Below are 22,862 nucleotides of genomic sequence, written 5' to 3' on the forward strand. Positions count from 1 at the left end.
CCATACGCATCCTGAGGGACAGTGAGATGAAATTACTAGTAAAGACCAATACGCTCCCGGCACGCCGGATAGCGGTCAGTGCGGTACTGGCAGTGCTCTCGGCCGGGACTGCCTATGGCGCAGAATGGACCATGCAGAATGGCTGGGTTGTCAATCTCGATTCGACCATCTCGTTCGGTATGATTGCACGCACCTCATCGGCCGATTGCCGCAATCTCGGCAATGACAACGGCGGCTGTGTGGGGGATGCCGCGACGCCGCTGCAATTGTCGAATCCGGCCGTATTTGCCGTCAACCTCGATACGCTGCGCTTGAACCAGGATCTCGGCAATTTGCGCTATGGCAAAGGGCAGGTGGTATCCGCTAATCTGCAATACAGTGCCGAACTGTACGTCAAAGCTAGCGATGGCTGGAGTGGTTTGCTACGGGGCGTCGCAAATCATGATTTCGCAGTGGACCGGAGCACCCGCGCACCGCTCGATAGCGCGGCACGGGACTTTGCGGTCAGTAACCCCCGCTGGCTGGATGCCTATGTAACTAAAGAGTTCGACTTTGGCGCGCAGCAGGCTCGCGTCCGCGTTGGTAATCAGGTCTTGAGCTGGGGCGAGGATCTCTTCATTGCAGGCGGCGTGAATTCGATCAATGCCCTTTATGTACCGACCGCGCACCAACCCGGTACCCCGCTGAAAAACCTCTTCATTCCCGCACCGATGCTGTCATTTAGCAGTTCGCTGGCAGAAGGATGGGGAGTTGAAGCCTTCTATCAGTGGAAGTGGAATCGCTATACGTTTGATGCGCCGGGAACGTTCTTTTCCACCACGAACTTCGCCGGTAATGGCGGACGCGGCATCTATTTGCCGACCTCGGCCTTGAATGCTGCGGTAGCCCGGTTTGGGCTGGAGCCATTCCCAGCCGGCACCATCGGAAATCCTGCAACGCTCAATATAGGGATAAATCCGCAGACCGGTTTGCCCTACGGTCGCCGCCTCAGTGCTGCAGAACTGGCCGATCCGGCAGTCAATCCGGCCGGGGCGATCTTGGGTAGCGGTACCGTGATTCCACGCGTAGGCGAACACGCACCGCACAATGGACAGGGCGGTATCGCTGTCCGGCATCGCTTCGCCGAAAGTGGGGACGAGATGGGACTCTACTATATCCGTTATGACGACAAGGTTCCCTTCGTCAAATACCGGGTCAGTGGTACTTCGGCTAACCCGTTCGGTCTTGAGGCGGCGCTCGATTATGGTACGCATCGCGATCTGTTCGGCATTTCCTACAATTTGCAGGCGGGTGAATGGGTGATCGGCTCGGAACTGTCGTTCCGTCCACGCGATGGTGTCACCATAGATCCCACTGCGGTAATCGATCCCCGCAATAAGCATTACTGCAATGCTTTGGCAGACTTTAGCGCCGCACCACTCGGTAGTGAGTGCCGCGGCTGGGTGGATACGCAACACTACCAGTTGCACTTGACCGGAATACATATTCTTTCGCCGTCCGGCATGCTGGGGGGCTTGCTGCGGGCATCGGGCGCCAGTGAAGGCACGATCTCGGCGGAAACCGCACTCGCCTATTATCCCAAGCTACGTCTGAACGGCACGGTGCCTTACGCTGTCAGTGCCGATTACAGCCTGCCGACCAAGACGTCGTGGGGCATGGTGTTTGCGGCCTCGCTGACGTATCCCAATGTCTTCGGTACCCGTGCATCGCTGACGCCTGATCTCGCTGTGTCACAGGGACTGTCAGGCCTGTCCGCCACAGCGCAGCCGGGTTTTATTAAGGGAGCGGGAGCGGCAGTGCTGGGCATGACGGTCGACCTCAAGGTCAAACCGGAAACAAAGCTGCGACTCGACTACACCAAAAATTGGGGCGGTGGCGCGGTCAATCCTATGCGTGATCGTAATTTTGTTTCCTTCAGTATGGCGTCATCCTTCTAATGCTTACTACTATCATTGCCCGTCTTGAAACTGCGCTGTTCGGATATCGCCGTCTCTTCCTTCTCCTACTAGCGGGTATGACCTTGCTGATGGGCGTGTTCGCCATGCGTCTGCAGTTGAGCGCTGGCTTCGAGAAACAAATGCCCAAGGGGCACGAGTACATCCAGACCTTTGAACAGTATCGTGCCCAACTGTTCGGTGCTAACCGGCTCACTATTGCCGTCCATGCACGCAAAGGCAATGTCTGGAATTCGGCAGTGCTCACGCAATTGCTCAAGGTGACCGATGCGGTGACGTACTTGCCCGGCGTGCAGCGCACCAGTGTGACCTCGCTGTGGACTCCGAATGTATTCTTCACCGAAATCACCGAGGATGGCTTTCGCGCCGAACCGGTGGCCGGTGGCGATATCGTTCCGGAGAAGCTGAACCCGGAGGTCATCGGGCAAATGCGTCAGCGTGCGACTGCTGGCGGGCACATCGGCACGCTGGTCGCGCGTGACCAGACCAGTGCTCTGATAACTGCCGAGCTCTCGGACACCGACCCTCGTACAGGACAGCAACTGGACTATATTGCCTTCAACCGGATGCTGGAAGAGAAAGTCCGTCGTGCCTTCGAGAATCCTGAGGTGGAGATCGAGATCATCGGTTTCGCCAAGCAGATCGGGGATATTGCTGATCGTTCGGACGAGGTGATGAAGTTCTTTGTGATTGCCTTCGTGCTCACCGGTCTTTCGGTCTACTGGTATTGCCGCTCGATCCGTCTGACCCTGCTGCCGCTGGTATGTTCGCTGACCTCGCTGGTCTGGCAGTTCGGGACGCTGCACTGGCTTGGCTTCGGGCTGGATCCGCTGGCCATACTGGTACCGTTTCTGGTATTTGCTATCGGTGTCTCGCATGGCATTCAGCAGATTAACTTCATCATGCGCGAGGTGGCCAACGGTGCAGATTCGGCCACGGCTGCGCGCCATAGTTTCACCGGTTTGCTGATTCCCGGCTCACTGGCACTGATTACGGCCCTGGTTAGCTTCATTACGCTGATCCTGATCCCCATCCCCATGATCCGCGAGCTGGCCATTACGGCGGCGATCGGTATGGCCTATAAAATCTTGACCAATCTGATGATGCTGCCTGTCGCAGCATCGTTCTTCCACTTCACCCCAGCGTATGCACGCGCTGCGCTGGATCGGCGCGAGAAACATAATGGCTGGCTACAGGCGATTGCACGGATTGCCCGGCCGCGTAATGCACTGATCGTCACGATGGCAGGCTGTGCGGTGTTCGCCGTGGCGTTCTGGCAAAGTCAGGGACGCCATATCGGCAGCCTGCAGCCGGGTGCGCCAGAATTGCGGGTGGAGTCGCGCTATAACCGCGATGCGGCCGCAATTGTCGAGCGCTTTGATGTCGGTCTGGATTGGCTTACCGTAGTGTTCGAAGCCCATCCGCAAGTCCACGGAGAAGTCTGCTCGCGGGTAGACCAGATGCTGTATATCGATGAGTTCGCATGGTATATGCGCGGTGTCCCCGGCGTGGTGTCCGTCGACGCTCTGGCAGGGCAGTTGAAGCTCTACAACGCGGGTTTGAATGAGGGTAACCCTAAGCTGACCACCGTCACCCGCGATCCGCGCGGACTGGGCTCGCAATTTGCTGGCGTCAATAACCGCATTGCCGGCCTGTCCTCGGGCGATTGCCGCGTGCAGGGCGTCAATCTGTATCTGCCAGATCATCGGGCCACCACGATCAAGAGCGTGATCGAAGCAGTCAAGGAGTTTTCCCGTACCAATCACCTGGATGGCGTCAGCCTGCGTCTGGCCAGCGGCAATGCCGGGGTACAGGCGGCTACCAATGAAGTACTGGAACATGCCGAGACACCGATGATGCTATACGTCTACTTCGCCATTCTGGCGCTGGTATTCCTGGTCTATCGGGACTGGCGCGCAATGATTGCTTGCTGTTTGCCGCTGACCGTAGCGACATGGATAGGCTACTGGTTCATGAAAGAGCTCGAAATCGGTCTGACGGTAGCGACGCTGCCCGTGATGGTGCTGGCAGTCGGGATAGGGGTTGACTATGCTTTCTATATCTATAACCGCTTGCAAGTGCATCTGGCACAGGGAAGTGCTTTCACTCGCGCACTGGAACAGGCATTGGCGGAAACCGGCCTCGCCACCGTATTCACTGCTATCACGCTTTCTGTAGGGGTTGCAACCTGGACGTTCTCCAGCCTCAAATTTCAGGCAGACATGGGGGCATTACTGACATTTATGTTCCTCGTGAACATGGTGATGGCCATTACGCTGCTGCCGGCATTTGCTGCGGTACTGGAGTGGCTGATCCCTCGGAAAGGCCCCGTATATATGCCAGCGATCTTACAACACTGAGGAATGAATTATGCAGGTGTCTAAATTTTTGATGATGCTGGTGTTGATGCTGGTGCTGGCAGGATCCAAGGCAGCGGGCGAATTGGCTGCGAGCCCAGTGCCAGCGAAACGCAGCAACTGGCCGACGCTCCAGCCAGCGCGGATCGTGTCCCATGCCAGTCAGGCGCCGCTGCTGGCAGCGGCGCGGGCCGGTCAGCGTATTGTGGCCGTTGGCGATCATGGCGTGATCCTGCTGTCCGATGACGGGGTGCGCTTCCGCCAGGCCAAGTTGGTGCCGGTACGGGTGATGCTGACTAGCGTGCAGTTTCTTGACGAGCGAGTCGGATATGCCGCCGGGCATGATGGCGTCGTACTGGCGACCCGCGACGGTGGCGAGACATGGGCCCTACGGCACGCGCTGCCCGGGCAGGAGCAACCCATACTGGCACTGCACTTCGATACGCTGTCGCACGGTATCGCCGTTGGACTGTACGGCTGGGTACTGGAAACGCAGGACGGTGGCAGTAGCTGGACACAGGGCCATATCGGCGAAGGGGACAATACCGACCACCATCTCTATCACGTCTTCTCATCCGCGCAGGGAACCCTGTTCATTGCCGCCGAGGCCGGCGTGATCTACCGTTCTAGTGATCACGGTAAAACCTGGGCGGCGCAGCAGATGGGGAGTCAGGGTTCCCTGTGGCATGGCGCAGCTATGGCGGACGGTACGCTGCTGGTATGCGGCATGCGGGGACATCTTTACCGTAGCCGCGATGATGGCCATCACTGGGAGGAAGTCGCGACGGGAACCACGGAGTCGCTGACAGGCATTGCGGCCTATGCCAACAATGCTGTAACGGTGGTGGGTATGGCCGGAACGGTGTTGCAGAGTACAGATGCTGGGCAGACCTTTAGATTGCGGCAGCGGCCGGAACGCGAGCCCCTCACAGCGGCCATTGATGACGGCAAGCAACATCTGGTGCTGTTGTCTCTTGCTGGTCAGATAGCGCCCTGAAGTACTAGTTTGATATGAGTGCGGTCGATGCGATCGCATTGCTTTGATTTCACTCGCAGGTGCGGCGACGTTGATTGCCGACTGCGAGTTTCTTTTTTGTTGAGCAAGTGTAAGTAAACTGCTCAGCAGAGTTTGGTGTATTTCTTGCAGAGTAGGCGTGTACACTCAGCTATCTCTCTGATTTGGAGTTCTGGCATGAAGAAGATGAATTTTGCGTTGAGTGCGGCTAGCGTACTTGGAATTCTGTATTTCTCACAGGATGTCATGCAGCCGATTGTGACGGCACTTGTGCTGAGTCTGGCGCTAGCGCCGCTGATTCGTGCGCTTGGGCGGGTCGGATTATCACGGATCAATGCGACGTTCACAGCGCTCGGGTTCGTCATCGTCCTGTTTGTCACCGCGTTCACAGTACTGGGTGCCAATGTGTTGGCGCTCACAACGGATTTACCGCAATATAGTGCGGAGATCCGCAACAAATCCAAGGCACTCGAGGAGCTGGTGCAGCATCCGCTCGCACGGCTGGCACCACACTGGATCGATAGCGCGGCCAATAATGCCCAGCTTGTGGCAGGCCCCAACCCTATCCCCGTAGAAATCCGTGAACGTGTCAGCACCAGTGATTCTATCGCTAAAGCGGTTGGCGTGGTTTCCGGCCCCTTGGGAGAGGCTTTTCTCATATTGGTTTTGCTGATATTCATATTGCTGGATCGGGAAAATCTGCGCGACAGGTTGTTGCGACTGGTAGGCCAGCGCGAAGTGGGGCGCACGATAAAAGGACTGGAGGATGCGGCCGAGGGCGTTTCGCGTTTCTTCTTTACCCAGTTGGTGCTCAATGTCCTGTTCGGCGTCGTAGTTGCCGTCGGCCTCTGGCTAATCAGCATTCCTCATGCGGCTTTATGGGGGAGCTTGTGTGCTGCATTACGGTTTGTTCCGTATATTGGCGCGCTGATCGCCGGCGCCTCGATTGCCCTTTTTGCCGCTGCGGTAGATCCGGGCTGGTCTCTGGCAATCTACGCAATGGCGTTATTCCTTCTGCTTGAGTTACTGGTTGCTCATGTTGTCGAACCGCGTGTGTATGGCCAGAGTGTGGGTATGTCGCCGCTCGGGGTCATCGTCTCCGCCTTATTCTGGGGGGCCATCTGGGGGCCACTGGGCTTGCTGCTGTCGACCCCGCTGACGCTTTGTCTGGTCGTTGCCGGTCGCTACATCAAAGGCCTGGAACCTATCAGCATCCTTTTTGCGGAGGCTCCCAATGTGAATGATGCTCAGCGCTTCCATCATCGCTTGCTCAGCGGCGAAGCCGATGCCATCATCGATGATGCGAGGGCATTTGTCCGCAAGTCGTCGTTGGCACGCTACTGCGATAAGGTGATGCTGCCTGGCATAGCGCTGGCGCGCGCTGGGCTGCTAGGTAGTCAGGAGGAGCAGTTTCATTCCACGGTGGCCATGGTGGCGGATACGCTGGCAACGGGCACCGTGCAGAGCCGCTTCAAAGGGCGCAGAATTTCGCTCCTCAACGAGAACATCGGCGCGCATTTGCGCCATCGCAGGGAGGAACGACTGGGGCGCTGGCAGGGCTCGCTAGATGTTCCCGCGCGCTCGGTGATCTTGTCGACCACGCTACCAAGTGTGCGTGAGGAATTCATGAGCGAGCTGCTGGTGCTGGTGTTTCGTGCTGCGCAGCTTGACGCTCGCAGCTACGTCATCGATCCTACAGGGGCTGCCGATGCTGACGAACCAGACGCGGACCAACTGGTCTCGACTATCTTCGTGGCCTATCCTGTGGAGAGTGATTTGGCGGTATGGCTAAATGCGGTAGCCGAGCTACGCCAAGCCATACCAGAGGCGCCCGTAGTGACTATCCGCCCCCGTGAAGAGGTGTCCGTGGACCCGGCGGAAGTGGTCGCTCATGTCGATCTGGTGTTGCAGACGTTTGAGGAGGCGCTGGCATTTGTTACGCCAAGTAACGGGCAGTAGTGCTATTCGGTCGAGTGGGCAGGACTGAGTACAACCCCCTTGCCTTATAGCGATTTCACGCAATTGCGCCCAGCATTTTTTGCCGCATACAGGGCAGCGTCAGCGTTGCCGATAAGCTGCTCGCCCAGCGATTCGATACTGGCCATGGACTGTTCACTGTTTTCCAGACTCGCCACGCCGATACTCACGGTCCACGGTATTACGTGGCCTAGGTCGTCGCGAAAGCCCATAGTTTCGATATATTGTCGGATGCGCTCGGCCAGATGGATGGCCCCCTCGGTAGTGGAACCGGGCATAAGAACTGCAAATTCTTCGCCCCCGAGGCGGGCGACTTCGTCTACGTCTCGGGTGTTCAGCGTGCAGGCGTCAGCCAGTGCTTTGATGACACGGTCACCGGTGGGGTGGCCAAAATTATCATTAATGCGCTTGAAGTGATCGATATCGAGCATCAGTAGCGCGCATGGTTGCGCCAAACGTAGCAGACGTGAAGTTTCACGTTGTAGTAGATGCTGGAAATGGCGGCGATTTGCCACGCCGGTCAGGGCATCCGTATTGGATGCGTCTTCCAGAGCGCGTTCCAGCAGATAGCGGCGATGATAGCCCATGGCAAATGTGACGCAGATGCAGGCGAGGAAGATCGATGTCGGCCAGATGATCAGACCATAGAGTTTGTTGGGAAGTTCGCTGAGCCAGCCGGTGGCTGCCAGAGCGAAGGGGCTCAGCGTGACCAGCGCAAGGGCCAGCCAGTTGACAAAGATAGAGAAGCCCAGACATAGCAGTGTCACGGCCAGAGGGTAGAAAACGAAGCTCATGACCGCTGTGCTGAGCCCGCCGTCGAGCTGGCGCAGGATGGCGATATCGTGGATTTGTGCAAGCAGGAGTGTGAGCAGCGCCATCAGGGTGGCACTCCGATGGCTGGGCGCGCGTCTGATAGCCCAGGCAGGAATCAATAGCCAGACATAGGCCAGCCGCATCCAGATGAGCCCGGATGCGGCGGCCGGGTCTATGGCGTGATCGACGATCCATTCGCTCGCGCCCATTACCGCCGTCAGCAAAATGACGAGCGCTGTCTGCAGGCGATATGCACGGAATTTTTTCTGGAGATAATCATTGTCGAAATTGCAAAGAAGAATTTCTTTGACGGTCGTCATTATGTTTCTCCACAATATTTTTTTACGATCTTACTCCAAAACTATATTTGGTCGAATGTCCTAGTTTGGTACTATGTGATTTTGATGTATGACAAAGCAGGAGTTGCAATGGATCAGCATACCTTTAGTGAGTCACTTGCCGCCATCGTGCTAGTGGTAGTGGCAGGCATTTCCGGTCTGGCGCTGTGGGGGCGTAGACATTTTTTGCTGGGTGATCTGGCCGGGCTGCTAGCCTTCTCAGGCATATGTTTCCTGTTCTACGGTGTATATGAAGAGCCCAAGGCCTATACATTGTCTCGGCTGTGCGATGGTGCCTTGAAGGGTATGGCCCTGCCTGTGCTCGTGGTACTGGGTATGCTGGCGGTGACGCACCAGTTCCGCCCTGCGCGGTGGCTGAGTGCGGGCATCCTCTGGACCGTGTTGCTATGTGCCATCTTACTGGAAACAAAAGTCAATCTGACAGGGATCAGAGTGGTGGTGCGCCTGTGCGCCTGGAGTGCATTGACCGTATTTCTCTGGTACTTAGCCACGCGTCTGCTGCGGGCGGGCGAATTCGTGCATGCAATAGGCATCCAGGTGATGGTCGTTTCAGCCCAGGTGGTTGCTGTCCTGGCGGGCAACGGCAGTATCGAATTTGCGCGCAATGATATGCCGTACCTGCTGTTCGAGACTATTTCCGCCAGCTTTCTGTGCGTGCAGCTGTACTACGCGGTCTATGCGCTGGAACGCGTAATGACGCCGCAAACAGTACGTGCCAGCGTCTCCAGCATTTCGTGACGGCGCCTTACTTCGGCTCGTTTCTTCGAGGGAATCGTGATCAGGCAGGGCGCTTGAATTTGCTCGCAAGCCAGTTCGAAGTCACCGTCGAGCCGCGGGTAAGCCTGCAGTTCGCGCCACAAGGCGTCATAGTCTGCGTGGACTTTGCCCTTTTTTAATGCAGCGAGCACCACGCGATTTTTATTCCCGACCAGACGCACGCCCGCACAGCGTTGGTGGTGGCCCAGATGGGCCAACAGACGCACCAGTAGTGTCTTCGGACGTAGTCCATGCAGTTCGCGCGTGGTAGTGCGAACCAGCTGGCGTCCATGAGGGACTTTGGGGCCTTGCAGGCAGCCTATGGCCAACACCATGCCGTGTTCTCCCGCAATAAAGGAAAATGCACAACTGCAGATGAGTTCACTATCTTTGTATAGCTGAATCACCAGCTCTCCTTCGCGTTCCATGGGATCAACTGCTGCCAGTCTTAATTGCAGCTGGCTGCCAGATTTTCCCAAGGTGTTCGCCAATATGGCCGGCCGCCGTGCCGCTAGCAGCGTCAACGGACCCAGGCCGCTGGCCAGCACGAAGCAATAATGATCGCGCAAGGCCTCCAGACGCTGCACGGCCGGTAGGGCCAGACTCAGATAGGGGCGGTAGACTTTCAGGATCAGACGCGGCTTTCTCTGTGATAGTTCACGCAGCAGTGGGTGCGAGTTGATCAGGATTAGCCAGGCTTTGCTGATGCGCCAGTTATAGGTTGCGCGCAGTCCCAGTTTGATAAATGCGCTGGTTCTTTGCCAGCCCGAAAGATGGGTCACGGCGGATCGAATGGTAATTTGTTCGGGCATATCGTTTGCCAAAAAAAATGGCAAGCAACGGGAGCGCACCCCGAAGCTTGCCCAAGGAGGAGAGGGTTAGTTTGCCGTCGGATGTGCTGTGGGTGTCGGTTCACCCGTGATACGCGCAGCCCAGGCTGCAATCCGGCCGTCAAACAACAGTTCGTACAGTACCGGTACCAGACCCAGTGTGATCAGGGTACCCAGCAGCAGACCGCCCATAATCGTGACGGCCATGCCCGTCCACAAGGAACCAGCGAACAGCAGCAGGGGAATCAGACCTGCAATACAGGTGAGCTTGGTCATAACGATAGGGCGCAGACGTGCTATAGCTGCTGCGACCACGGCTTCACGCATGGCTTTGCCTGCGCCCAGTTCGACCTCTATGCGTTCGAGCAACAGCACCGCGTTATTGACGATGATGCCGGCGAGCGACAACAGACCGAAGTTCGCCATGAAGCCTAGTGGTTCCCCGGCCACAACCAAGGCCGGTCCGGCGCCGATCATAGCGAAAGGAATGATGCCGACGATCAGTGCCAGTTTTCGGAACGAACCGAACTGCCAGACAAACAGGATCAGCATGGCGACCACGGCCGCAGGCAGATATTTGCCCAGCGCGGCATTGGATTCACCCGCCTCTTCAATTTCGGCGCCGAGTTCGATGCGATAGCCCAGCGGTAGTTTGATGCGCGACAGGGCGGCAGCGGCCTGATCAACACCTTGCTGGGCGGTTCCGGTAGTGTTGCGTGCGCTGATGGTCAGGGTGCGTTCCAGATTGCGGCGACGTATGGTTGAAGGCTCGGAACCGAGACTGAGCGTGGCCACAGCCGACAGCGGCACCGGTGTGCCACCCGCCGACGGCTGGATCAGTGTATTGGCCATGTCATCGGGGCGACTGCGTTCGACTTGCGAACCGCGCACGATCAGCGGTATCAGGGTGTCGCCATCGCGCAGCACCGAAACCTCGGTGCCGCTGTTGCGCATGGCTAAAGTGCTGGCAATATCACTGCTACTGATACCAAGCCGGCGGGCTTTGCTCTGATCGATCTCGACATTGACACGTGTCAGGCGCGGCCCCCAGTTGTCGCGTACCTGAGTCAGCCCCGGTACTTCGCGCAACACGGATTCGACCTGATTGCCCAGATTGCGCAGAACGCCTTCATCCGGACCGGAGATGCGGTAGGCAATAGCACCGGCATCATTCGAGGTGCGCGAGAAGCGCTTGGCATCGATCCTGACATCCGGGTGCTGCTTGCTCATCCAGTCGCGTGTGCGTGCCATGATGGCGCCCAGTTGTTTGCCATCGGCGACCGTTACCGTAAAGTAGCCGATGTTCGGCGCAGGCAGTGGCGGATTGAGTACCAGCACCACGCGCGGACCACCCTCTGCCACATAGCCGATGCTGGTGGTGACATCGGGATTTTCCTTGCGGTCGGCCAGCCAGCGGCTTAGATCGCGCACCACTTGCTGGGTCTGACGCGAGTCTGTTCCAGGTTGTAACTCAAGCTCGATCTGGAATTGTGGACGATCCGAGGCTGGCAGGAAACCTGCTGGCCGGCTGCCCAGTACCGTCAGCGCGGCAACCAGCACCACACACATAACACTCAGAAAGACCACTTTGTGATCGAGCACGCGGCGGATGGTGTTGGAATACAGGGTGTAGAAGCGGCTAGGTGGGGGCGTATCGCTATGCGCATGACCTTGTTGTAGGAAGTGATAGCACAGCAGCGGTGTAACGGTCAGGCACAAGACCCAGGAACCCAGCAGCGACAGCGTCAGTACGACCACTAGCGGGCGCAAGTATTCGCTGGTCGAGGTATTGCCAAAGAAGAAGGGCGAGAAGGCGAAGATAATCACCAGTGACGATGCCAGCAGTGGAATTGCCAACGTACGACCGGCTTCCACACAGGCATGACGGCGCTCTTCTCCAGCGGCAAGCCGGCGCTCGACATCTTCGGCGATAACGATACCATTATCGACCAGCAAACCTAGCGCGATGATGATGGCGGCCATGGAGACGATGTGCAGTTCGATGCCCAGCGAGCGCATCAATAGCAGCGTGGCCAGAATGGTGAGCGGAACTATGCTGCCGACGACGACGCCAGCGCGCCAGCCAAGGAACAGCACCACCACGATCATCACGATGATCACGGTTTCCAGCATGACCTGGTTCATATGGCCCATTTCCGCCGCCACGACATCCGGCTGGAATGTCACGTAATCAAGCGAGAAGCCGGCTGGCAATTGCTGTTCCAGTTCGCTCATGCGTTCCTTCAGTGCTTTGCCGACGGCCTTGATATTCTGGCCAGATCGCATCGAGACACCCAGTACCACCGCATCCTGACCATGATAGATCGCAGCACTCTCGACCGGATCAGCCTTCTTTACTTCTATGCGGGCGATGTCGCCCAGACGGACAGTGCTTGGTCCGGCAGTCTTATCAGCGTTGGGCACGCTCAGCGGGAACTCTTTGAGCTCCTGTACCGAACGTATCTCACCGGATGCGACGACAGCGCTATTCAAGCCGGCAACGATGAGCTGTCCGCTAGACTGGACGATGTTCTGCTGCTGCATCTGCTGCAGGACATAGTCGCTGGACAGCCCCAGTCCTGCCAGACGTGCGCGGTCCAGTTCGATGTACACGCGTTCATCCTGAATGCCATAGAAGCTGACAGCCTGAACACCGGGTACCCGTAGCAAGCCTTCGCGCAGCAATTTTAGCGGCGCACGCATTTCGCTCATCGAGAAGCCCGGAGCGGTCACGGCAATAGAAGCGATTGCGACGCGGCCGAAGTCATCGTCGATCTGCGGTGGCAGTGTTCCCTCGGGAAAATACGGCACGGCCTCCGCAACCTTGGCTCGCATGCGCTGCCATACGGGTACGAGGTCATGGACATCTTCACGTAGGCTCACTTGCAGCAGAACGCTACCAGCGCGTACCGTGCTGGTGACGGTTTTCAGTTCGTTGAGCGTACGCATGCGCTCTTCCAGCGGTCTTGCAATCAGTTGTTCCATGCGCTCTGCTGGAAGGCCGGGATTGGCTATCAGTACCACGCCTTCGCGCATGGTGAGCGATGGCTCCTCCTGAGATGGAAAAGTCAGGAAGGCAAAGGCCCCCGTGACGAGAATCAGCAGTGCGACAAAAAAGGTGAGCCGGCTGGAATTAAGTGCAGAAGAGGTGAGCTTCACTGGCTTACTCCTTGCAGTATCGTTTGTGACTGATGCTCGACCACCGCTTGCCCGTCTTTCAGGAAGGCCGTGCCGGCGATGACTACGTGTTCGCCATTTGCCACGCCGCTGGTGATAGCAATCCGGCCATTGGGCAGCAGGTGCCCATCTGTCGTGATGGCGCGGCGGTGCAGGCTACCGGATTTGATGATGAAAACATTGGTGGTCTTGCCATCGTTTGCGTTGATGAGTGCAGTATTCGGCAGGGTCAGCTGGGCGTCTTCAGCGCGCGCCAGCTCCAGTTCGACGACGGTGCCACTGCGTATATTGGCCGGTGCGTCTTTGATCTGGAAAATCGCCTGTACTAGCGAGCCATTCTCGCTACGGCTGGAGAGGCGTGCGAGCTTGAGCGCAAGGCGCTGTTCACCGCTGTAGGCAAAGGCCTCTTTGCCGATCGCCAGTTTCTCCGCCACCACATCAGGCAGCATGCTGATCAGCTCGTATTCCTGTCCCGCTTCCAGCTGTAATACGGACTGTCCAGCTGCAATGTCGACAAATGGCTGGGCGAGGCGCGCCACGATCCGTCCATCGAAGGGGGCGGTGATGCGTGTCAGTTCCAGATCGCGCCGCGCGCTAGCCACAGCCGCCTCGGCAGCCGTAAGCTGGCTGACCGCCTGCTGATAGGACGCTTGCGCCAGCTGCAGTGCTGCTGGTGCAATGATGTTGTCGCGCATCAGCGCTTCTTGCTGGCGTAACCAGGTTTCTCGCTCGGTCAGCGTGACGCTGGCCGCCTTGCGCTCGGCGACGGCTTTGTCCAGGCGCCAGCGGGTTGGCGCTTCGTCAAGCTGGGCAAGTACCTGGCCGGCGCGCACGTGATCACCGACATCCACTTTGATGCTGTGCAGGCGGCCATAAGTCTCAAAGCTCAGTTCGGTGCGTTGCCGTGCGCGGATCGTGCCGACGAAGCTATCAACGGTCGGACCCGCACGGGCACCGGCCACTTCGACTTTGACCGGTTTGGTGGTGGGTGGGGTAGATGGGGCTTGTTCTGCGCAGGCAGCCAGTAGCAGGGCGGCGCTGAGTGGAAGCAGGTTACGGAGGCGCATAGGGGGATCTTCCTTATGAATGCGGTGTGGGGTTCAGGGTAGGGCGCGGATAGCGCTTTCCAGAGCGCCGCGCATGGCATCGCGTTGCTGAGAGGTAAATTGGTGCAAGTTAAGTAGTTCGAGCAAGGCAATGCCGTCCAGTGCTGCGGCGATCACGAGTGCCTGGTCGACCTGTTCGCTATTCTGAGCAAGCCAGTCGTAGTTGCGCGCATACAAAGCTTGCACAGGAGGCATCAACTGGGGGTGAAACGACACTGCGGCCAGCAGATTGGCCATCAACTGGCGCAGATCCGAAGGCATGTCGAAGGTTTCGATCGACATCTTGTTGAGTGCCGATTTGGTGGTCAGCGCTTGCGTTACCGGCCTCTGGGCAGTGTTCGCCTGCACATCAAAATCTTTAATCAAGCGCTCGACAAGTGCCGACAGCAGATCGTCGCGGGTTTTGAAGTGGTAAATCAGGCCGGCCTTGGTGACGTTGGCGGCCGCAGCCACCGCCTCGATCGTGAGGTGCTGGACGCCCTGCGTACTAACAATGCTGGCGGCAGCGTCCAATAACTGGTCCCGCTTGCTAGTGCGCCCCTGACGCTTTTCTGTGGATGACATGAAGACTTCCTTTTTATTTGATTATTTACTATACGTATAGTATAGTTTTGAAAAACGCATGTCAACCCAAAAGGTGATCCAATGAAAAAACAAATTTCCCTCTCGTTATTAGCTGGGCTTGTCGCATGGTCTGTTGGTGTTAATGCGCCCGTTCATGCTGCGGAGTATTTTGCTAAGGTCGAAGTTCCGGCCGGCTGGACCGTCCCCGTTTCTGCTGAATCGGCAGTGATTTCCGACGAATGGTGGCAAGAGTTCGGCGATCCGATCTTAAATACCTTGGTGCGAGCGGCATTAGCATCCAATCAGGATCTTGCTGTGGCCGCTGCTCGTATCGAGCAGGCGCGTGCACTGGTCGATAGTTCCGAGGCGGATCGACGGCCACGCCTGGATGCTGGCGTCAGCGGCCAGCGTACTCGCGACGGATCAGGTGCCCCGAGCATCGAACAATCTTCCATCGGCTTACGTGCCGGATGGGAGGTCGATCTGTTCGGTCGTGGTGCGCAAGGTATTTCAGCAGCGAAGGCGGATGCCGAGGTGGCGCGCATGGCCTGGCAGGCGGCGCGGATTGCACTGGCAGCTGATGTGGCAACTGCTTATTTCGAGTTGCGTACGCTCGATCAGCGTCTAGTGTTGCGGCGTGAAGCAGTCGATGTGCTCCAGCGACAGGTCGGTGTGGCTTCACGCAAGTTTGAAGCTGGCATGGTGGCGTCACTGGAGGTGCAGCGCTGGCGCGTGGAACTGGCGCGGGAAAACGCCACGCTAGCGGAAATTCAGGCGCAGCAGGACCTGCGGTTGCGTCAATTGTCGCTGCTTCTCGGGAGCAGTGCCTTGCCTGACTTGAGCTCTGCTGGCGGGCCGGGCAGAATGGTGGGCGCACCGGCGACCAGCTTGCCTGGTGAGTTACTCGAGCGTCGTCCGGATGTCCAGCGTCAGGCGCGTGCTCTGGATGCAGCATTGGCGCGGGCGGGTGTGGCCAAGCGTGAGGTCTATCCTAGTCTTCAGATCAACTGGTCAGGCAGCCGCGAGCGTATTGCCGAGCTAGGTGCCAGTGCTGCGCCGAAAATGGCACTGGGCTATGGAGTGTCATTGAGTATGCCGATCTTAGATGGTGGGCGTATTAAAGCCAATATTGCAGTACAGGATGCGCGGGTGAAGGAGGCAGCGGCCGAGTATGAGAAGGCCATACTGGCTGCATTGGTGGACGTGGAGTCACGCCTAACGCAATGGTCTGCTTCGGGCATTGCACAGGATCAGTGGGAACAAGCCCATGCGGCTGCCGTCATTGCATCGCAAAGTGCCAAGCGTGTATACGATGCGGGTTCCGGCGATGTCAGTGCAGTATTGGATACGCGCCGGGCACAATTGCAGTCCGCAGAAGCTTTGGTGCTGGCAACAGGAGCGCGCTGGGAAGCGGCGATTGGTCTCCGGCGTGCTTTTGCGGGTAGTTTGTAGGAGCGACTTGATAGGTGCGTTTTCGCGCACTTGGTACGAGGCAAGGCAGCATGCTTTTTGTGCTAAATCGTGCAATTGTATTAGCCCTGCCGTGTTTCTAGACCGACATATGTCCGGCTGTCGATCGGGAAGTCGGAACAGATATGCCTGGGTCTTCTGATGGTCACTATTTGCGACGAAGTTCATCCATAGTGACCAGACGGAACCGTTCGGAAGAGCTGGTTGCCAATTTTTACACCAAATGAAATGCCTAACTTAAAACTGAGATTGCACTTGGTAGTATTGTGCTGGCTTATGCTGTCGATTTGCGGATGCGGAGCTCCTCCAGTCTATCCGGATTTTGATGCTAAGCTGCAGCAATCGATAGGTAAAACGGATGACCAGATCGCCTTGCCACTGGACCTACCTTTAAAACGTCATACGGTAAGTGGCACAGTTATCGTAGAGTATTCATATCTACGTCCGACTTATTGTCGATGGCAGTTCTATTACGACAGCAGTGGACACGTCGTTCAATGGGCCTATCCAGACGAAATCGCACGGCGCGAGTGTGCCACATTAGCTTTTCATCTTCGGTAGAGAGTACGGTGGAGGCGACGGCAGGCTACTGCATACATGAAGGTGAAGAGAGCTCCGCTAACAAGTGAGTGCAAGTTGAGATGGATCCGGTCGGGTCACATCTAATATCTATCATTAGGCAGCGTCTTCTTTTTTGAGAAGCATTTAAAAAAAGGGGGATTACCGCCGGATCGGTAATGCCAGACCGTAGGTGATGGATGATAGTCTCAGGCCACGGCCAGCGCTTGCTCTAGTGCGGCGGTGTCTTCGTAGAAGTGATAATGAGTAATGAGTCCCTGTCTTACTTTGCAAATCAACGCCCAATCGCTGACGAATTGGCGACCCGAAGCCAGTGCTTCGTGGCGCAATTGTCCATACATCAATGCATGTTCGCCCAGATCTAACGCGGCTTCAACATTGAATAGACCAGGTTTCAAGGCGGCGGCAAAGTTCGTAAATACTTGTGCCGCTCCCTCCGGGCCGCGATAGGTGCCGTATAAGGGAATGGTTGCACTGGATTGAGGACGAGTGGGGATGAAGATGGCGTCTCCCGCTACCAGTGCCAGTGCTTCCTGCATGCGGGCATTGAAAATGTGGTCAAGAAAAGTCTGTACGGTTTGTATGCTGTTCATTGTGATTCCTTAGTTGAAAAACCCGTTAAGGTCAGTTTGCCGATGGTGCTTCCCCGCTCCAGCCGGCGGTGGGCGGTTAGTAGATTTGCGAGAGTAATGGGGCCGAGATGTTCGCTGCGCGTGGTCCTTATCCGCCCCGCATTCGCCAATCGGGTAAGCTCACTCAGGATTTCACCCTGCCTCGCCATGTCTGCGGTTTGAAATAGGGATCGGGTGAACATATAAGTCCAGCTGTAGCGTATGCTCTTTTGCATCAAGAGATTTAGCTCAGGTGGCTGATCAAAAGGCACGATGTTGACCAGCTTCCCTTGTGGTGCAATGAGTTGTGCCAGAATGGGAAAATAGTAGTCAGGCCGGTTCAACAGCAAAACTGCATGGACTTCACGGATGCCTGCTTCCTCCAATTGCGGGGCGAGCGCTAGGCTATGGTCGAGCACCCATTCTGCCCCCATCTGCCGGCACCAGTCCGCTGACTGGGGGCGCGCGGCAGTCGCTATGACGCGTAAGCCCGGGACCAGACGCGCCAGCTGGATCGCAATCGAGCCCACACCGCCGGCACCACCAATGATAAGTAGAGTCTGCTTTTCGGGCAGTGCCACATCAGGTGCATATCCCAGTTGTTCGAACAAAGCTTCCCAGGCCGTTAAACCCGTTAGTGGCAGTGCGGCGGCCGCCTCGGCTGGCCACGCCTTGGGCCGATTGGCGACCAGGCGCCAATCGACAAGCTGATAGGCGCTATTGCAGCCAGGACGAAGGATGTCACCCGCGTAATACACAGCATCTCCTGGATTGAATGCGTGACCAGCACCGGGGCCGCAAGCGATCACCGTGCCGGCGGCATCCCATCCCAGAACATCTGGCCGACCATTCGGCTGCTTACGTAGGCGCACGCGATAGTCCGCAGGATTTACGCTGATCGCGTCGACCTGAATCAGTAAATCGTTGTCACCCGGCGCGGGGATGGGGAGCGCGAGCTCTTGCAAGGCGGTGGGTTCGTCGGCCGCATGTGCCGCGAATACTCCTATGGCTTGCATGAATCGATCTGGCATGTATGGCTCCCTTGAAATTGAAACCACAGTGTATTCCGACGATAAATGCCATGGTAGTCGGTAAAAATTGGTAGGATATGTGCAAAAATACACGGATAAAACTATGCAATGGGACGACGTACGATATTTTCTGGAAGTTACGCGACAAGGTAGCCTGTCTGGTTCTGCGCGTGCCATGGGGGTGGAGCACAGCACTGTTGCGCGCCATATTGTCAGTCTTGAAGCAAGCTTGAAGCTGCGGCTGTTCGATCGCTTGCCGCGAGGCTGGCAGCTTACGCAGGAAGGGCAAAGCATGCTGCCGCAGGCACTTGCCATAGAGACGAGCGTACTCGCCTTGAAAAGATTGGCGACTACGCAGCAGGCGCTCAGTGGGCAGGTCCGCTTGTCAGCGCCGCCTCAACTACTTAGCATGGTGTTACTACCACGGCTATTCGCTTTCCGGCAGCAGTTTCCTGACCTTGATCTGGTTTTACTGGGCGAGCGCCGCATCTCTAATCTGGAGCAAGGAGAAGCCGACCTGGCCTTACGCCTCGGAGAACCTCAGACCCCGGATCTAATCGCCAAACCCATCGCCCAGATTGCGTATGGCCTGTATGCTATACAGCAATGGCAAAACACAGACTTCAAAGCCCAGCAATTCATAGGCTTTGATGACAGCATGCCCAGCCTGGGGCTCAAACATTGGATGGACGAATTCATTGCTGGCCGTCGTCAGATTATCCGCAGCAATGATATGGCTGCACAATTTCAGGCCGCCCGTGATGGCTGGGGGATAGCATTGCTGCCTCATTTCCTGGCGCAGCAGGCACCTGAACTGCTTCCCCTGGATGCGGCCGCCCCTCCGAGGCGCACGTTATATTTGCTAATGCATCCGGATGTTCGTAAGGCGGAAAGAGTACGTGCTTTGGCAGACTATCTGGTGAGCCTGTTTAAAACGCTAGATTTACATAGAGGTTAGTCCATCTGTATATTTGCCAGGCCTACGGCGAAGGACTGCAAGCGGACCTCCCCAGCGGCGTGACAATGTGAGCATAATGAGTTTCTTGAAGCGAGGAAGAAGATGAACGTTGCGGTATTAGTTATTGATGTTCAGCAGGGACTATGCGAAGGTAGCGAGGCTGCATTTGATTGCGCAGGAACGATCTCGCGCATCAACCGGGTGACGCAAAAAGCTAGGGAGGCCGGTGTTCCGGTGATTTTCATACAGCACGAGTCGAAGTCCGGCTATCTTGAACATGGTTCTGATGCTTGGCAACTGGCGAATGGAATGAAGGTGGAACCCACAGATATAAAAGTGGGAAAAACTACACCTGACTCCTTTCTCAATACGGAACTAGCGAATATTCTGGAGAGTCGTCACATAGGAAAATTGGTGGTGTGTGGTATGCATACGGAATTCTGTGTCGATACAACGACACGCCGTGCCCTTGCCCTCGGCTACCCAGTTATTCTGGTTGCAGATGCACATACTTCGGCCGGGAATGCTGCGATATCGGCTGAGAAAGTTATTGCTCACCACAACGCCACCCTCACTAATATTTCGAGTTTTGGCCCCCGGGTGCTGGCAATTGCCAGTAGTGACCTTAAGTTCGCACCATAATTTCCTACACTGCTTGTTGACGGACGATATGCGACTTGCTTGGCTGGACACGCCATGAAGTCGCAAATGCGCTTCTGTGTTCTTGAACTATTGCTTGGTTCGGCGCCGATGTCGATGGCAATTTCGCCGGAGTCAGCAGCCATGGCTTGAAAGAATGAAGATAGAGCGAAGGCGCTGCTTCGCTCTACCGTCTATGGCGTCATGGGGAGTAGCGAGGCAAGAGCGAAGACGAGCTGCTGGCGATTGCAGCGTCGATACAAAAATGGACTATCGTATCGCTTTGATGAGACCGGGACGCACCGGCTCGTCGCGTATGTCGTATGCGATCGGGTTGGCAGCACTTGCTCAGTTCCGCTTTTCTATCAGGCTCAGAAATTCACTGCGTAGTGCGGTGTTGTTCAGAAAGGCACCACGCATCACCGAGTTACGCATCAAAGCACCATCGTCCTTGACGCCTCGCCAGTGCATACAGAAATGCTGGGCTTCCATCACGATGGCCAGACCATCCGGGCGGATTCGCTGTTCCAGTTCGTTGGCCAACATCACCACGGCTTCTTCCTGAATCTGTGGCCGGTTCATCACCCACTCGGCCAGACGGGCAAACTTGGACAGACCGATCAGATCCGAACTGGCGTTCGGCAGGACTCCCAGCCACACCTTGCCCATGATAGGGCAGAGGTGGTGCGAGCAGGCGCTACGCACTGTTAGCGGGCCAACGACCATCAGCTCGTTGAGTCCTGCGACATTGGGAAAGGTGGTGACCGAAGGTGCAGCTTCATAGCGACCGCGAAATACTTCCTGAACGAACATCTTGGCTACCCGTCGTGCCGTGTCGGCCGTGTTATGGTCGTTCTGCGTATCGATGACCAGAGTGCGCAGCACTCCCTGCAATTGCTGGGTAACTTCGTGGCGTAGTTCATCCAGCTCACCATGGCGGATATACGCCGCGATGTTGTCGTTGGCGTGAAACCGCTGGCCTGCATCCAGCAAGCGCTGGCGTATCCGTTCGGACGCGCTGTCCTTTAGCGTTTGCGGGCCGGGGTTCATGTCTAGATCTAACAGCATTTATGCTCCTTGTGTCGCACACGCTTGCGTGTGATCGGTCGTAGTAATTGGCTCTTGGTAGCACTGGGTCGGTACTGCCATTCTGTCGGTATTGAATATGGTCGTGGCTAGCGGCATCCTGGCCGCGATGCAGGGCGCGTCACTTAGCGCTGCGCTTGTTCATCGCTGCTAATACTACGTCTGCTGGTAGTACACCTTCGTGCAACAGTACTGGTTCGCCCAGCGGGTTGTAGAGTATGCTGGTCGGGAAAACGCGCGCCTTGAACTGCCGGGCTATCTGCAGATTGCCGGCGACCAGAGGATAGTGAACCTTTAATGCCTTGGCGAAGCGTGTCAGCCGCGCCGTGTCCGCACCATCGACGGCAAGCCCGATGACAGTCAGATCGTCGTGCGCATCGTCCAGGGCCTGCAGCATGGGCATTTCCGCCACGCACGGCGCGCACCAGGTGGCCCAGAGATTGAGCAATACCCATTGCCCGCGGTGTCTGTCCAGACTCTGCACTGTGCCCTGCAGATCGGTCAGCAAAAAATCCTGTGCGTGCCCGCCCGGCGCCATGCAGCACAGGATCAGGACAAGCAGCGTGCGTGCGCAGCCCATCAGAAGCGGGAACTCAGGCCCAGCGTCAGTGCCTGGCGGCTACCGAGCTGCACACCGTTGACATGGCGATACACCGGCAGCTGGACAAAACCATATAGCTGCGTGTCGTCGGTGAGCGCATAGGCCAGCCCGGGGCTGAGCGCAAGATAGCGGCCGCCGCTATCCTGCGGCTCGGCTTCGCTGCCGCTGTCGCGGCGCTTTAGCTGGGCGTTCAGCTGCAGCAGCACGCCGATGCGATCGTTGATGCTGAACCGCCAGCCGGCATCCAGGCCCAGCTGGTCGCCAGGCTGGTAGCCTCGGCGCGGACTGATGGCGTGCTGTAATTGCCCCTGCACAAACCAGTTAGCGTTTATGGCCGGCAAGGCTTGATTGTAATAAGCGCCCAGCAGCAGATCGGTGGTCCCCGAGCCGGGCTGCAGCGAGCGCTCGGCGGGCTCGGCGGCATCGTTGCGGATGCCCGTCCTGCCGGTCGGCAGCTTGAGCCCAAAGGTCAGGCCGGCATTGCCACCACTAGTGAGCGGGTCCGCGTAGAGCAGTTGATAGCGGCCGAGTACACGTACATCGCCCAATCGCCGGAAGTTCCAGTACTGGTCAATCTGCTCACCATGGTGGTTGTGCACATGGGCATGCTCGCGATCCAGCAAGGGGGCCGTCACCGTCAGGCCGAAGCCGCTATCGAAGTTGTGCGACCAAGCCACCACCAGATTACGGTTCCGGGTAGCGCGTTCGCTATGGTGGCGGGCGATCTGGCCGAAGGCGACACGGGATGTGCCAGCGTAGTTCTGGTCCTGGTCGATATACTCGTAGCGCAAGTCCAACATCGAGCCGGTTTCGCTGGCCGCACTTTGTGTGGTCCAGTTGCTGTTCACCGTGCAAAAGGCCGCGCCGCAACTGGCCAGGGCGAGCGCCGGCGTCGTGGTCGCGATTAGCGCGAACACTATACGATCGATTTTCATAAGAGATCCCAAGTAGGAGCCCTGGCGGCTGTATAGCCGCCAA

The 22,862-nt window shown here is 57.2% G+C and carries 18 protein-coding genes; 8 read left to right on the forward strand and 10 right to left on the reverse strand.

Annotated features, from left to right (window positions below; translation table 11 throughout):
- Nucleotides 1-26: 26 nt before the first annotated feature.
- The 4 genes from GTP23_RS06730 to GTP23_RS06745 all read left to right on the forward strand — a co-directional run bounded on the left by GTP23_RS06730 (nucleotide 27) and on the right by GTP23_RS06745 (nucleotide 7,286).
- Nucleotides 27-1,937: a DUF1302 domain-containing protein gene (locus GTP23_RS06730; protein ID WP_161034369.1), complete on the forward strand. Its 1,911-nt coding sequence runs from the start codon at nucleotides 27-29 to the stop codon at nucleotides 1,935-1,937.
- Nucleotides 1,937-4,315 carry an efflux RND transporter permease subunit gene (locus GTP23_RS06735; protein WP_161034370.1) on the forward strand — a complete coding sequence of 793 codons (2,379 nt, stop codon included), beginning with the start codon at nucleotides 1,937-1,939 and terminating at the stop codon, nucleotides 4,313-4,315. Before GTP23_RS06730 ends, GTP23_RS06735 begins: the two co-directional genes overlap by 1 nt.
- Nucleotides 4,316-4,325: 10 nt before the next feature.
- Nucleotides 4,326-5,309: a WD40/YVTN/BNR-like repeat-containing protein gene (locus GTP23_RS06740; protein ID WP_161034371.1), complete on the forward strand. Its 984-nt coding sequence runs from the start codon at nucleotides 4,326-4,328 to the stop codon at nucleotides 5,307-5,309.
- A 195-nt stretch (nucleotides 5,310-5,504) separates the two neighbouring features.
- The gene (locus GTP23_RS06745; protein ID WP_161034372.1) at nucleotides 5,505-7,286 is read left to right on the forward strand and encodes an AI-2E family transporter; all 1,782 of its coding nucleotides are present in this window, start codon (nucleotides 5,505-5,507) and stop codon (nucleotides 7,284-7,286) included.
- A 44-nt stretch (nucleotides 7,287-7,330) separates the two neighbouring features.
- Here the strand turns inward: GTP23_RS06745 and GTP23_RS06750 are convergent, their stop codons facing one another.
- Entirely contained in the window at nucleotides 7,331-8,437 is a 1,107-nt protein-coding gene (locus tag GTP23_RS06750) for a GGDEF domain-containing protein (protein ID WP_161034373.1), read from the reverse strand.
- Nucleotides 8,438-8,545: 108 nt separating this feature from the next.
- On the opposite strand from GTP23_RS06750, the gene GTP23_RS06755 reads away from it, so the two are divergent.
- Nucleotides 8,546-9,214, forward strand: a complete 669-nt coding sequence (locus GTP23_RS06755) for a hypothetical protein (RefSeq protein WP_161034374.1) — start codon at nucleotides 8,546-8,548, stop codon at nucleotides 9,212-9,214.
- On the opposite strand, the gene GTP23_RS06760 is transcribed toward GTP23_RS06755, so the two are convergent.
- The 4 genes from GTP23_RS06760 to GTP23_RS06775 all read right to left on the reverse strand — a co-directional run bounded on the left by GTP23_RS06760 (nucleotide 9,151) and on the right by GTP23_RS06775 (nucleotide 14,909).
- Nucleotides 9,151-10,044, reverse strand: a complete 894-nt coding sequence (locus tag GTP23_RS06760) for a DUF535 family protein (protein ID WP_161034375.1) — start codon at nucleotides 10,042-10,044, stop codon at nucleotides 9,151-9,153. The two genes, GTP23_RS06755 and GTP23_RS06760, sit on opposite strands and share 64 nt — an antisense overlap.
- 66 nt (nucleotides 10,045-10,110) lie before the next feature.
- Complete coding sequence (locus GTP23_RS06765; RefSeq protein ID WP_161034376.1) at nucleotides 10,111-13,221, reverse strand: efflux RND transporter permease subunit; 3,111 nt, start codon at nucleotides 13,219-13,221, stop codon at nucleotides 10,111-10,113.
- Nucleotides 13,218-14,306, reverse strand: coding sequence for an efflux RND transporter periplasmic adaptor subunit (locus GTP23_RS06770; protein WP_161034377.1), 1,089 nt, complete (start codon nucleotides 14,304-14,306; stop codon nucleotides 13,218-13,220). The genes GTP23_RS06765 and GTP23_RS06770 overlap by 4 nt, the downstream gene beginning before the upstream one ends.
- Nucleotides 14,307-14,339: 33 nt before the next feature.
- Nucleotides 14,340-14,909, reverse strand: coding sequence for a TetR/AcrR family transcriptional regulator (locus GTP23_RS06775; protein WP_161034378.1), 570 nt, complete (start codon nucleotides 14,907-14,909; stop codon nucleotides 14,340-14,342).
- Between the two features lie 81 nt (nucleotides 14,910-14,990).
- On the opposite strand from GTP23_RS06775, the gene GTP23_RS06780 reads away from it, so the two are divergent.
- Nucleotides 14,991-16,361, forward strand: a complete 1,371-nt coding sequence (locus GTP23_RS06780) for an efflux transporter outer membrane subunit (protein WP_161034379.1) — start codon at nucleotides 14,991-14,993, stop codon at nucleotides 16,359-16,361.
- Nucleotides 16,362-17,146: 785 nt separating this feature from the next.
- Here the strand turns inward: GTP23_RS06780 and GTP23_RS06785 are convergent.
- Nucleotides 17,147-17,551 (reverse strand): nuclear transport factor 2 family protein, encoded by a 405-nt coding sequence (locus tag GTP23_RS06785; protein ID WP_161034380.1) that lies wholly within the window; start codon nucleotides 17,549-17,551, stop codon nucleotides 17,147-17,149.
- Nucleotides 17,548-18,585: a zinc-binding alcohol dehydrogenase family protein gene (locus tag GTP23_RS06790; RefSeq protein WP_161034674.1), complete on the reverse strand. Its 1,038-nt coding sequence runs from the start codon at nucleotides 18,583-18,585 to the stop codon at nucleotides 17,548-17,550. Before GTP23_RS06790 ends, GTP23_RS06785 begins: the two co-directional genes overlap by 4 nt.
- A gap of 118 nt (nucleotides 18,586-18,703) precedes the next feature.
- Between GTP23_RS06790 and GTP23_RS06795 the strand changes: the two genes are divergently transcribed.
- Together GTP23_RS06795 and GTP23_RS06800 are read left to right on the forward strand one after the other, a co-directional pair.
- Nucleotides 18,704-19,558 carry a LysR family transcriptional regulator gene (locus GTP23_RS06795; RefSeq protein WP_161034381.1) on the forward strand — a complete coding sequence of 285 codons (855 nt, stop codon included), beginning with the start codon at nucleotides 18,704-18,706 and terminating at the stop codon, nucleotides 19,556-19,558.
- 102 nt (nucleotides 19,559-19,660) lie between these two features.
- On the forward strand, nucleotides 19,661-20,200 hold the full coding sequence (locus GTP23_RS06800) for a cysteine hydrolase family protein (protein WP_161034382.1): 540 nt from the start codon (nucleotides 19,661-19,663) through the stop codon (nucleotides 20,198-20,200).
- A 345-nt stretch (nucleotides 20,201-20,545) separates the two neighbouring features.
- Here GTP23_RS06800 and folE read toward each other — a convergent pair whose 3' ends face one another.
- The 3 genes from folE to GTP23_RS06815 all read right to left on the reverse strand — a co-directional run bounded on the left by folE (nucleotide 20,546) and on the right by GTP23_RS06815 (nucleotide 22,819).
- Nucleotides 20,546-21,265 (reverse strand): GTP cyclohydrolase I, encoded by a 720-nt coding sequence (gene folE / locus GTP23_RS06805; RefSeq protein WP_161034383.1) that lies wholly within the window; start codon nucleotides 21,263-21,265, stop codon nucleotides 20,546-20,548.
- A 139-nt stretch (nucleotides 21,266-21,404) separates the two neighbouring features.
- Nucleotides 21,405-21,863 (reverse strand): TlpA family protein disulfide reductase, encoded by a 459-nt coding sequence (locus tag GTP23_RS06810; protein ID WP_308494792.1) that lies wholly within the window; start codon nucleotides 21,861-21,863, stop codon nucleotides 21,405-21,407.
- Entirely contained in the window at nucleotides 21,863-22,819 is a 957-nt protein-coding gene (locus GTP23_RS06815; protein WP_161034385.1) for a transporter, read from the reverse strand. Before GTP23_RS06815 ends, GTP23_RS06810 begins: the two co-directional genes overlap by 1 nt.
- Between the last annotated feature and the right edge of the window lie 43 nt (nucleotides 22,820-22,862).

The sequence above is a fragment of the Duganella fentianensis genome (assembly GCF_009857835.1).
GTDB lineage: Bacteria > Pseudomonadota > Gammaproteobacteria > Burkholderiales > Burkholderiaceae_D > Rugamonas > Rugamonas fentianensis.

Excerpts from the sequence above, each read along its gene's own strand:
- GTP23_RS06730 (WP_161034369.1), top strand. The coding sequence starts at position 27 with ATGAAATTACTAGTAAAGACCAATACGCTCCCGGCACGCCGGATAGCG.
- GTP23_RS06735 (WP_161034370.1), top strand. The coding sequence starts at position 1,937 with ATGCTTACTACTATCATTGCCCGTCTTGAAACTGCGCTGTTCGGATAT.
- GTP23_RS06740 (WP_161034371.1), top strand. The coding sequence starts at position 4,326 with ATGCAGGTGTCTAAATTTTTGATGATGCTGGTGTTGATGCTGGTGCTG.
- GTP23_RS06745 (WP_161034372.1), top strand. The coding sequence starts at position 5,505 with ATGAAGAAGATGAATTTTGCGTTGAGTGCGGCTAGCGTACTTGGAATT.
- GTP23_RS06750 (WP_161034373.1), bottom strand. The coding sequence starts at position 8,437 with ATGACGACCGTCAAAGAAATTCTTCTTTGCAATTTCGACAATGATTAT.
- GTP23_RS06755 (WP_161034374.1), top strand. The coding sequence starts at position 8,546 with ATGGATCAGCATACCTTTAGTGAGTCACTTGCCGCCATCGTGCTAGTG.
- GTP23_RS06760 (WP_161034375.1), bottom strand. The coding sequence starts at position 10,044 with ATGCCCGAACAAATTACCATTCGATCCGCCGTGACCCATCTTTCGGGC.
- GTP23_RS06770 (WP_161034377.1), bottom strand. The coding sequence starts at position 14,306 with ATGCGCCTCCGTAACCTGCTTCCACTCAGCGCCGCCCTGCTACTGGCT.
- GTP23_RS06775 (WP_161034378.1), bottom strand. The coding sequence starts at position 14,909 with ATGTCATCCACAGAAAAGCGTCAGGGGCGCACTAGCAAGCGGGACCAG.
- GTP23_RS06780 (WP_161034379.1), top strand. The coding sequence starts at position 14,991 with ATGAAAAAACAAATTTCCCTCTCGTTATTAGCTGGGCTTGTCGCATGG.
- GTP23_RS06785 (WP_161034380.1), bottom strand. The coding sequence starts at position 17,551 with ATGAACAGCATACAAACCGTACAGACTTTTCTTGACCACATTTTCAAT.
- GTP23_RS06790 (WP_161034674.1), bottom strand. The coding sequence starts at position 18,585 with ATGCAAGCCATAGGAGTATTCGCGGCACATGCGGCCGACGAACCCACC.
- GTP23_RS06795 (WP_161034381.1), top strand. The coding sequence starts at position 18,704 with ATGCAATGGGACGACGTACGATATTTTCTGGAAGTTACGCGACAAGGT.
- GTP23_RS06800 (WP_161034382.1), top strand. The coding sequence starts at position 19,661 with ATGAACGTTGCGGTATTAGTTATTGATGTTCAGCAGGGACTATGCGAA.
- folE (WP_161034383.1), bottom strand. The coding sequence starts at position 21,265 with ATGCTGTTAGATCTAGACATGAACCCCGGCCCGCAAACGCTAAAGGAC.
- GTP23_RS06810 (WP_308494792.1), bottom strand. The coding sequence starts at position 21,863 with ATGGGCTGCGCACGCACGCTGCTTGTCCTGATCCTGTGCTGCATGGCG.
- GTP23_RS06815 (WP_161034385.1), bottom strand. The coding sequence starts at position 22,819 with ATGAAAATCGATCGTATAGTGTTCGCGCTAATCGCGACCACGACGCCG.